A 573-nucleotide genomic window follows, 5' to 3' on the forward strand; every position below is an offset into this window, starting at 1 on the left:
AATTGCCATTATGATGGGGGGAATGCACGATATTCACGGTAAATTTGAAACCGTCTCTAAATCATCGTTGCCCCTTGTATCGTTATCTAACCAAACCAGTGTGGAACTGCTTTCTGCCGACAAGTCTTTTAAAGATTTTCTGACCACTGAGAATAAACAGCGCATGGAAGAAATGCGTCAGGAGTTTGCGAGATCTCAACAACGTTTTGAATCCACTTTGGCGCAGCTCGAATCAGCAAGCCAGATCTACCCTTCTCTTGCCGAACCTTTTTCTCAACTGAAGACGCTAGAGCAAAGCTACTTTACCGAAGCTCTCGAAGCAATGGACAACTATGAAGCAATGTTTTCAGCACAAGAAGAAGTGCAGAAGTCATCGCGCCGCTTTCAAAAACTCAACACTGAACTTTCTGTTGGCCTGAAAGAATACGTTGCAGACCAATCGAGTATTTCAGTGAAAGTTATGGCGAAAAGCTACTTCATCAAACTCAAAGATGCCGAAGTGATCACTTCCGATGCGCTGGCCAGCTCCAATCCTGAGTTTGTTACGCAAGCGGTAACGAAAAACCGTAAAGC

The 573-nt window shown here is 44.3% G+C and carries 1 pseudogene; it reads left to right on the top strand.

The features are described from left to right. Position 1 precedes the first annotated feature (1 nt). Positions 2-573 (top strand): annotated as a pseudogene (locus R8N47_RS27150) (methyl-accepting chemotaxis protein); the annotation flags it as partial.

The sequence above is a fragment of the Vibrio sp. 2132-1 genome, from assembly GCF_033344315.1.